This is a genomic window from Nocardiopsis alborubida, assembly GCF_012396365.1.
GTDB classification, from domain to species: Bacteria; Actinomycetota; Actinomycetes; order Streptosporangiales; family Streptosporangiaceae; genus Nocardiopsis; species Nocardiopsis alborubida.
Genome location: NZ_JAAXPG010000032.1, coordinates 72,406 through 79,396 on the forward strand (window position 1 = coordinate 72,406; position 6,991 = coordinate 79,396).

The 6,991-nt window shown below is 74.2% G+C and carries 5 protein-coding genes and 1 pseudogene; 3 read left to right on the top strand and 3 right to left on the bottom strand.

All coding sequences use genetic code 11. From position 1 onward, the window contains the following. Positions 1-44 precede the first annotated feature (44 nt). The 3 genes and pseudogenes from HGB44_RS26515 to HGB44_RS26525 all read left to right on the top strand — a co-directional run. Positions 45-1,700 (top strand): alpha/beta hydrolase, encoded by a 1,656-nt coding sequence (locus HGB44_RS26515; protein ID WP_061080362.1) that lies wholly within the window; start codon positions 45-47, stop codon positions 1,698-1,700. A gap of 81 nt (positions 1,701-1,781) precedes the next feature. Next, on the top strand, positions 1,782-1,934 hold the full coding sequence (locus HGB44_RS26520) for a hypothetical protein (protein ID WP_168444150.1): 153 nt from the start codon (positions 1,782-1,784) through the stop codon (positions 1,932-1,934). A 245-nt stretch (positions 1,935-2,179) separates the two neighbouring features. Continuing rightward, a pseudogene (locus tag HGB44_RS26525) lies at positions 2,180-3,625 on the top strand (UDP-N-acetylmuramoyl-L-alanyl-D-glutamate--2,6-diaminopimelate ligase); the annotation flags it as partial. A gap of 23 nt (positions 3,626-3,648) precedes the next feature. On the opposite strand, the gene pgl reads toward HGB44_RS26525, so the two are convergent. From pgl to zwf, 3 genes are read right to left on the bottom strand one after another with little or no spacing between them, the layout of a single operon-like run. Beyond that, positions 3,649-4,395 carry a 6-phosphogluconolactonase gene (gene pgl / locus HGB44_RS26530; RefSeq protein ID WP_061081239.1) on the bottom strand — a complete coding sequence of 249 codons (747 nt, stop codon included), beginning with the start codon at positions 4,393-4,395 and terminating at the stop codon, positions 3,649-3,651. After that, complete coding sequence (locus HGB44_RS26535) at positions 4,392-5,318, bottom strand: glucose-6-phosphate dehydrogenase assembly protein OpcA (RefSeq protein WP_061081240.1); 927 nt, start codon at positions 5,316-5,318, stop codon at positions 4,392-4,394. Before HGB44_RS26535 ends, pgl begins: the two co-directional genes overlap by 4 nt. Before the next feature lie 28 nt (positions 5,319-5,346). Beyond that, complete coding sequence (gene zwf, locus HGB44_RS26540; protein WP_061081241.1) at positions 5,347-6,900, bottom strand: glucose-6-phosphate dehydrogenase; 1,554 nt, start codon at positions 6,898-6,900, stop codon at positions 5,347-5,349. Between the last annotated feature and the right edge of the window lie 91 nt (positions 6,901-6,991).

Sequence of the window (6,991 nt, forward strand, 5' to 3'; positions counted from 1 at the left end):
CAGCGGTGCGGTGCGGGGTACGTGCCCCCGGACTCGGTGGGCTCATGGCGGTGGTGCTGGTCGCCGCATGCTCTCCTCCCGCCGACGACCCCTTCCTCGGGCAGGACGTCGTCTGGCGGCCCTGTCACGGGAGCGCGGAGACCGCCGAACCGGCAGACGGGAACAGCGACCCCTCCGCGCAGGGGGCCCCGCCCACCGCACGCGGCACCGAACCGGCCACGCGCGCCACCGGCCCCGCCGACCGGGAACCCGACGCGGAGTGGCTGGAGAGCCTGGAGTGCGGCACGGTCACGGTCCCCCTGGACCACGACGAGCCCGGCGGGAGGACCCTCGACATCGCCCTGGTCCGCGCGCCCGCCAGCGGCCCGCCGGAGGAGCGCCTGGGCTCCCTGGTCGTCAACCCGGGCGGCCCCGGCGCCTCCGGGGTCCGAGCCCTGGGCTCGCCCCCGTTCGGCGACGACGTCCGAGCCGCCTTCGACCTCGTCTCCTTCGACCCGCGCGGAGTCGGAGGCAGCGGCGGCTTCGCCTGCGGGGACCGGTACGCCCTGGTCGAGGCGCGCCAGGACGTGGCCGGTACCGATCCCGGCGACCTGGGCGCCGCCGAGCTCCAACCCCTGGAGGACGCCGCCCGCAGGTACGCCCGGGCCTGCACGGAGACCGTGGGGGAGGAGTTCCTGACCCGCCTCGGCACCGCCCACGTCGCCCGCGACCTCGACATCGTCCGCGACGCCCTGGGGGAGGAACGGTTGAACTTCGTCGGCCACTCCTACGGCGCCCACCTCGGCGCCCTCTACACCCACCTGTACCCCGACCGCGTCCGGGCGGTGGTCCTGGACGGCGCCGTGGCGACCGGAACCTCCAACGCGCGGGCCGCCGTCGACCAGGTCGCCGCCCTCCAGAGCACCTGGAACACGTTCGTGGCCCACTGCGCCCAGGACGCGGCCTGCCCGTTCGCCGGAGCGGACCGCGCACCCGGTTCCGGCGGCTCCGGAACCCTCAGCGAGGCCGACGCCCGGGCGGCCGCCCTCCTGCGCGGCCTCGACCGCGCCCCCGCCGAGGCCGAGGGGATCCCGGTGGACGGTCGCACACTGATGACCATGGTCGTCATGGAGCTGTCCCGCGAGGACGGCTGGGACCTGCTCACCGACCTGTTCACCGCCCTCGCCGAGGACGACGCCGAGGGGACCGGGCGCCACCTCGGGCGGCTCTACGACCGCACCTTCGGCGCGTACGCGCGGGCGGGCTCCGGCGAGGTCGTACCGGGGACGGAGCACCAGGACGCGAGCGCGGTGTTCACCGCCGTGAACTGCGCCGACCGTGTCGACCCGGTGACCGTGCAGGCCTACCGTGACGCTGCCGACGAGGCGGCCGACCTGGCCCCGCTGTTCGGGCCCGACCCGGTGTGGGACCACCTGCCGTGCGCGTACTGGCCCCGGACGGAGGAGGCCCCCGCGGCGACCGCGCCGGACGCACCCCCGGTCGTGGTCGTGGGCGCCGTCGGCGACCCCGCCACCCCCTACTCCTGGGCCGAGGACCTGGCCGAGCGGATGGAGACCGCCACCCTGGTCACCTACGAGGGCGCGGGGCACACCGTCTACGGCACGGGCCGCAGTCCGTGCGTGGACGACGCGGTGGACGCCTACCTGCTCACCGGCGAGGTCCCCGAACCCGGGCTCACCTGCCCCGGCGCACCCGACTGAGGTGCCCCGGAGCCGCACCCGCGCCCGCGTCCGCACCCGCGCCCGCGCCCGTGTACGCGGTCCGGCGCGTACACTCCAGTCATGGCCGATACGCGCGCGGTGGAGCAGGGTCCGTTCCGGACCGCCCTCCTCCTGGGCTCGGCCACCGCGTCCCTCTCGACCGTCAGCCTGTCGACCTCCGTCCTCCCGGCGACGCCCCGCACCGGCCTCACGGCCCTGCACGGCCACGGTTAGCGACCTCTCCACGTAGTCCCGGCCGCCCCGGAGGCGGTCGCGCCCGCGACCTCCCGCGTCCCGCGGCTCGTCACTCTCCGCGCGCACCGCGCGCCTCTCCGCCTCCGCCCGAGCCCCCGCCGGGCCGGACCGGGGCTCTCTCCCGAGTCCCGCACCACTCTCCACGCCAGCCGGCCCCGTCGGCTGCGTCCGCGGGTGCGGCCGCGCCCACGGCGTCGGCCGCACCACTCCCGAAGGGACCTCCCGTGAAACTGAGCGAACTGCTGTACGGCCACGACCACCAGGTACTGCACGGAGACCAGGACACACCGATCACCTCGGGGCCGTGCCTGGACGTCGACCGCGTGACTCCCGGTTCGCTCTACATCGCCCTGCCCGGACATCGCGAGGGCGGCCTCGAGGCACTCGGGGAGGCGCTCGCCCGCGGGGCCGCCGCCGTGCTCGTCGAGGGTCCGGCCCCGGCCGTGGACCGGCCGACGGACACCGGCGCGTGCGTGGTCCGGGTGCCGGACGCGCGGATCGCGACGGCACTGGTCTCGGTGCGCTACCACGGTGAACCGGGACGCGCCATGGACGTGGTCGCCGTCACCGGCACCAACGGCAAGACGTCGGTGTCGTCCATGTACGAGTCGCTGCTGACGCTCTCCGAGGGCGCCCGGGTGGGGGTCGTCGGGACCTCCGGGGCCCGGGTCGGCGGCGAACCGATCCCCATGCCGAGGTCCGTGCTGAGCACGCCGGAGTCACCGGACCTCCAGTACCTGCTGGCGTGTATGCGCGAGCGGGGCAGCGACAGCGTCGTGCTGGAGGCGACGTCGATGGGACTGCTCAACCACAGGGTGGACGGCTCCTTCGTCGACGTCGGGGTCTTCACCAACCTGACCCAGGACCACCTGGACGACCACGGCACGATGGAGAGCTACACGGAGGCGAAGATGCTCCTGTTCCGGGGCATGTGCCGACGCGCCGTGGTCAACGCCGACGATCCCGTGGGCGCCGCGATCCCGGCCGTGATGCCCGGCGCCGTGACCACCTACGCCGTCGACGCGGACGCCGACTACCGGGCGACGGACCTGGTCGTCGACGCCTCGGGAACGCGCTTCGTCCTGCACCACGGCGGCCACAAGTACCCGGCGGCGATCCCCGTCCCGGGCCGCTTCTCGGTGTCCAACGCGCTGGCCGCGGTGGCGGCCTGCCACGTCCTGGGGCACGACCTGGGCGCGCTGGTGGAGGCCCTCGACCGGATGCCGCAGATCCCGGGCCGGTTCGAGCACTTCGGCACCCCCGAAGGGGTCTCCGTCATCGTGGACTACGCCCACTCGTCCGACTCGCTGGACAAGGTCCTGTGCACGATCCGCGGGTTCGCCCCGCGCCGGGTGCTCACCGTCTTCGGCTGCGGCGGCGACCGGGACACCACCAAGCGCGCCCGGATGGGTGAGATCGCGGCCACCTACTCCGACCTGTGCGTCCTCACCTCGGACAACCCCCGGTACGAGGACCCGGAGGCGATCATGGACCAGGTCGTCCCGGGCATCGAGGCGGTCGGCACGCCCTTCGCGCGGATCGGCGACCGGCGCGGTGCCATCGCCCTCGCGCTGTCCTCGGCCGAGCCGGGCGACGTCGTCCTCGTCGCGGGCAAGGGCAGCGAGACCCACCAGAGCGTCGGCGGCGACCTCATCCCCTTCGACGACATGACGGTCGTGCGCTTCGGGATGGGCTACAGCTTCGAGGCCGCCGCCTCGTCCACCCAGAACACGGTCCGCTCCGCGCCGCGCGCACCGGCCACGGGGGCCTCGTCCACGCTGCCCCCGGCCAGGCCCAGCCGCACGGCCTCGGCCTTGCCCTCGCCCGAGGCCAGCACCCATACCTCGCGGGCCGTCCGGATCGACGGCAGCGTCAGGGTGATCCGCTGCGGCGGGGGCTTGGGCGAGTCGTGCACCGCGGCCACCGACGCCTCGTCCTCGCGCACCCCCGGCAGACCCGGGAAGAGCGAGGCCACGTGCGCGTCCGGGCCCACGCCCAGCAGGCACACGTCGAACACGGGCACCGGCCCCCGGGCCCGCGCGGCCACCGCCAGCTCCCGGCCGTAGCGGGTGGCGGCGTGCTCGACGTGGTCGCCGTCCATCCCGTCGGAGGCGGGCATCGGGTGCACGTTGTGCGCGGGTACCGGGACCGCGTCGATCAGCGCCGCGCACGCCTGGGTCTCGTTGCGCTCGGGGTCCTTGTCCGGCAGGAAGCGCTCGTCACCCCACCACAGGTGCACGTGCGACCAGCTGATCCCGGCCTCCCGGGCGTGGTCGCGCACCGCCTCCAGGGTGCGGATGCCGATCCCGCCCCCGGTCAGCACCAGGTGGAAGTCGCGCCTGTCCGCCTCGGCCTGGACGATCATGTTCACCAGCTTCAACGCGACGCTGTCGGCCAGCGCCCCCGCGTCGGAGTGGCGGACGATCTCCGGTTCGCTCATCCTCGTGCTCCGCTTCCGGAGAGCAGCGGCTCCAGGTGTTTGGCCGCGCTCTCGTAGATCTCGTCGGGGTCCAGACGGCGCAGTTCCTCGGCCAGGGCACCGGAGGCTGCGCGCCGCGCCAGGGCCACCGTCTGGTCGGGCTGCCCGAACCGCGACAGCGTGGCCACCCGGCCGTCCACCCGGGAGATCGCGATGTCCCCCTGGTCGGTGGTCAGGCGGACCTCGGTCAGGCCGGGGCCGTGCGAGGTCTCGCGGGCCACAGGCACGTCCAGCCGGTCCGACAGCCACGCCGCCAGCAGCTCGGCGCTCGGGTAGTGCGACTCCGCCGTCACGCTGGCCGAGGTCACCCAGCCGCAGGGCTGGTCCATGGCGCTGGCCAGCAGCGAGCGCCACGGCGTCAGGCGGGTCCAGGTCAGGTCGGTGTCGCCCGGGCTGTAGTGGGACACCCGCTCCAGCAGGTCAGCCACCGGGTCCGGGGCGCGCAGCGCGTCGGTGATCCGGCGCTGGGCCAGGCGGCCGATGGGGTCCGCGGCCGGGTTGGCCGGGCCCACGCCCGGCCACCACACCACCACCGGCGCCTCGGGCACCAGCAGCGGGGTGACCACCGAGTCCGCGTGCCCGCCCAGCGGCCCGTACAGCCGCAGCAGCACCGCCTCGCCGGGTCCTGAGGTGCCCGGGCGGCGGATCTCGGCGTCGATGGCCGGTTCGGCGTCGGGGTCGCGCCGTACCAGCGCCACCACCCGCGAGGGGTGCTCGCGGCCCGCCTCGGTGGCGGCGCGCACCGCGTCGTAGTGGTCGGCCTCGTCGGTGACGATGACCAGGGTCAGGACCATGTTCATGGCACCGCCGCCCACGCTGAGCCGCTCGGCCATGAGCGCCTCGGTGATCTGCGAGGTCGTGGTGCGCGGCAGGTAGAGCGTCATCGGTTCCTCCAGGCGGGGTCGTGTCTGGTCACGGACGCCGCCACTGGCGGCCGTCCCTGGAGAGCAGCTGCTCCGCCGACTCCGGGCCCCAGGTGCCCGAGCCGTACTGCTCGGGCTGGCCCGCCTTGGCCCAGTACTCCTCGACCGGGTCCAGGATCCGCCAGGACAGCTCGACCTCCTCCTGGCGCGGGAACAGCGGCGGGTCGCCGATGAGCACGTCCAGGATGAGCCGCTCGTAGGCCTCGGGGCTGGCCTCGGTGAAGGACTGCCCGTAGGCGAAGTCCATGCTCACGTCGCGGACCTCCATGCTGGCCCCCGGCACCTTGGAGCCGAAGCGCAGCGTCACGCCCTCGTCGGGCTGGATGCGCAGCACCAGGGCGTTCTGCCCCACCTCGCTGACGTCGGTGCGGGGGAACAGCTGCTGCGGCGCGGCCTGGAACACCAGCGCGACCTCCGTCACCCTGCGTCCCAGCCGCTTGCCGGTGCGCAGGTAGAAGGGCACGCCCGCCCAGCGCCGGGTGTCCACCGACAGCTTCAGCGCCGCGTAGGTCTCGGTCACCGAGTCGGAGGGGATGCCCTCCTCCTCCAGGTAGCCGCGCACCGCCGCGCCGCCCTGCCAGCCCGCCGCGTACTGGCCGCGCGCGGTGCCCGTGGACAGGTCCTCGGGCAGCGACACCGACGCCAGCACCTTCTCCTTCTCCGCGCGCAGCGCGTCCGCGCTGTAGGAGATGGGCTCCTCCATCGCCACCAGGGCCAGCAGCTGGAGGAGGTGGTTCTGGATGACGTCGCGGGCCGCGCCGATGCCGTCGTAGTAGCCCGCCCGGCCGCCCACGCCGATGTCCTCGGCCATGGTGATCTGCACGTGGTCCACGTAGCTGCGGTTCCACAGGGGCTCGAAGAGGGTGTTGGCGAAGCGCAGGGCCAGGATGTTCTGGACCGTCTCCTTGCCCAGGTAGTGGTCGATGCGGAACACCGATGAGGGCGGGAACACGTCGTCCACCACCGCGTTGAGGTCCCGGGCGCTCTCCAGGTCGTGGCCGAAGGGCTTCTCGATCACCACCCGCCGCCACGGCCGGACCCCGCCCTCCGAGACCTGGTCCTCCTCGGGCTCGGCCAGCCCGCACCGCTTGAGCTGCTTGACCACGGTGGGGAACAGCTTGGGTGGCAGCGACAGGTAGAACGCGTAGTTGCCGCCGGTGCCGCGCCCGGTGTCCAGCGTGCGCACGCAGTCGGCCAGGCGGTCGAACGCGTCGTCGTCGTGCAGCTCGCCCTGGACGAACCGGACGCCCTCGCTGAGCTGGCGCCACACGTCCTCGCGGAACGGGGTGCGCGCGTGCTCGCGCACCGCCCGGTAGGCCTCGTCGGCGAAGTCCTGGTCCTCCCAGTCCCGGCGGGCGAACCCCACCAGGCCGAAGCCCGGCGGCAGCAGCCCCCGGTTGGCCAGGTCGTAGATGGCCGGCAGGAGTTTCTTGCGTGCCAGGTCGCCCGTGACGCCGAAGAGCACCAGCACGCTGGGTCCGGCGATGCGGGGCAGTCTGCGGTCCAGGGCGTTGCGGAGCGGGTTGGGTACCGCTCCCGGCATCACCGGTTCTTTCAAGTTCCCGTCTTTCCTGTCGAGAGTGGCCGGTGGGACGCTGGGCGCCGTCCCCGCCGGGGGCGGGGGTGGGGGACGG

Coding starts and splice junctions, on each gene's coding strand:
- pgl (WP_061081239.1), bottom strand. CDS start 4,395: ATGAGCGAACCGGAGATCGTCCGCCACTCCGACGCGGGGGCGCTGGCC.
- HGB44_RS26515 (WP_061080362.1), top strand. CDS start 45: ATGGCGGTGGTGCTGGTCGCCGCATGCTCTCCTCCCGCCGACGACCCC.
- HGB44_RS26520 (WP_168444150.1), top strand. CDS start 1,782: ATGGCCGATACGCGCGCGGTGGAGCAGGGTCCGTTCCGGACCGCCCTC.
- HGB44_RS26535 (WP_061081240.1), bottom strand. CDS start 5,318: ATGACGCTCTACCTGCCGCGCACCACGACCTCGCAGATCACCGAGGCG.
- zwf (WP_061081241.1), bottom strand. CDS start 6,900: ATGCCGGGAGCGGTACCCAACCCGCTCCGCAACGCCCTGGACCGCAGA.